Raw genomic sequence first — 2430 nt, 5'->3', positions numbered from 1 at the left:
CGGCGCGGTGGCCCGTCGGGCACGCCCCGGGGTCCGCGCGAAGGACCGCTGCCACCGGTCGAGCTCGGCGACGTGGAGGAGCAGGTCGCGGCGGGTCAACAGGCCGTGTCGGCCCAGACCAGCACCCCGGCCACCGAGGCCGTACATCGCATCGAAACCGCCGGCGAGGACGATCCGCTCGAGCACCGGGCGGCTGATCCCGGTGCGTGCCCAGAAGTCGGCGAGGTCGGCAAAGGGTTGTCCGGCCACGATCGCGGCCACCTCGGACTCGCTGATCCCCTTGACCTCGGTGAGCGCGAGGCGGATCGCGTGCCGACGGGCATCGGGCAGATCGCGATGTGCGGGTGTCCAGTGCGGGTCCACCTCGTGCTCCTCGAGGCGCTCGACGACGAAGGTGTCCTTGGAGGCGTTGACGTCGAGGCCGAGGACGGTGATGCCCAGATTGCGGGCGTCGTCGAGGATGAGGCGTTTGGGATACATCCCCGGGTCGTGGGTGAGCACCCCGGCGAGGAAGGCCGCCGGGTGGTGGGTCTTGAGCCAGGCCGAGTGGAAGGTCGGCAGTGCGAAGGCGGCAGCATGCGCCTTGCAGAAGCCGAAACTCGCGAACGACTTGAGCACCGACCAGATCTCGTCGCGCTCGGTCGCGGTGTAACCACGCGCCTTGGCCGCCGGGCGCCACCAGGCCTCGATGTCCTCCTGGCCCTGCGGGGTGCCCATCGTGCGCCGCACCTCGTCGGCCTGCGCCAGGGAGACCCCGGTCGTCTCGGCGACGATCTGGAGCACCTGCTCGTGGAAGACGACGACGCCCTCGGTCTCGGCGAGGGCCGGGACGAGGCTCGGGTGGAGGAATCGCGTTCTGCGCCAGCCGTGTCGGCTCTCCAGGAAGGGCGTGATCATGTCGGACTTCACCGGGCCGGGTCGGAAGAGGGAGATGTCGATGATCAGGTCGGCGAAACGCTCGGGGCCGAACTTGCCGATGAGCTCTCGCTGCCCGGGGCTCTCGATCTGGAAGCAGCCCAGGGTGTGGGTGGTGCGGATGAGGCGATAGGTCGCCTCGTCCTCGTGCGGCACCTGGGCCTCGTCGTCGAGGTCGATCTCCAGCCCGTCGACGCGGCGCACCTCGGCGATCGCGTGCGCCATCGCGGACTGCATCCGGATGCCGAGGACGTCGAGTTTGAGCAGGCCGAGGGTCTCGACGTCATCCTTGTCGAACTGGCTCATCGGGAAACCGAGCCAACTCGCCTCGACCGGGGTGCGGTCGAGCAGCCCGGCGTTGGACAGGACGACACCGCACGGGTGGAGGGCGATGTGGCGGGGCAGCCCGTCGAGTTTCTCGACGAGGTCGAAAAGATTGTCGAGGGAACGGTTGTCGAGCCCTCGGGCACGCAGCTCGGGCAGGTCGGCAAGGGCATGACGCACGTCCTTGGCCCGGATGTGCGGGAAGGCCTTGGCGATCTCGTCGACCTCGGCGGGCGGCATACCGAGAGCGGCGCCGACGTCCCGGATGGCGTGCCTGACCTTGTAGGTGTCCATCATCGACACGCACGTCACCCGCTCCCCACCGAACCGCTCGAGGATCGCCTCGTAGATCTCGGTGCGGCGCGCGGACTCGACGTCGACGTCGATGTCGGGCAGCTCGGCGCGCAGGGTCGTGCAGAAGCGCTCCATGAGCAGGTGGTGCCGGATCGGGTCGACCCCGCTGATGCCGAGCAGGTAGTTGACGAGGGAACCGGCGCCCGAGCCGCGGGCCGCGACGCGCACCCCCTTGGCCCGGATGAGGTCGGTGACCTCGGCGACAGTGAGGAAGTAGGTCGGGTAGCCGAGGGTGTCGATGACCGCGAGTTCGTCGTCGAGTCGGTCCTCGACCTCGCGCAGTCCCTCTTCGCTCGCCCCGGGGTAGCGGCGATGGATCGCGGCCCGGCATCGCTGCGCGAGAACGGATTGTGGATCGGTGTCGTCGTCGATGCCCAGGATCGAGGGCTCGGGCAGGTGGACCGAGCCCAGGCCGATGTCGGCCCGGCCGTCGAGGGCGCACTCGGCAGCCAGGGCAAGGGTGTCGGTGAGCAGGCGGTGAGCGCGGGCCCGGTCGCCGGCGACCTCGAGGGCACGAGCGGTCATGGTCCCGGTGTCGGCGAGGTGCCCGGCGTCGGTGACCCGGTCGAGGTGGCGCTGGTCGAGGACGACGAGGCGGCGGGCGGCGTCGAGGACGTCGGCGACGTCGGCATCCTCACGAAGGGCGTGACGCACCGCACCGGAGAGGATCACGACCAGCCCGGTCTCGTCGGCGAGGTCGAGCAGGGCCCGGGCCTGGCGGCGGCAGCCGGGTGTGCCGTCGGGGCCGCCGTGGAGGACGACCTCGATCGCCAGCGCGTCGGGCGGAAGCACCTGCAGCCAACCGGCCAGCGCCGCGCGCGCCCGGTCGGGCCGGCG

General features: G+C 70.7%; 1 protein-coding gene. It reads right to left on the bottom strand.

From position 1 onward, the window contains the following. The coding region (gene dnaE, locus BN10_RS01940; RefSeq protein WP_233354238.1) for a DNA polymerase III subunit alpha at positions 1-2430 on the bottom strand (2430 nt) is incomplete at both ends.

Origin of the sequence: Phycicoccus elongatus Lp2 (genome assembly GCF_000367525.1) — a bacterium.
Lineage (GTDB): Bacteria > Actinomycetota > Actinomycetes > Actinomycetales > Dermatophilaceae > Phycicoccus_A > Phycicoccus_A elongatus.
Note: the sequence above shows the minus strand (reverse complement) of the source record. Positions and strands in the feature narration are given on the sequence as shown.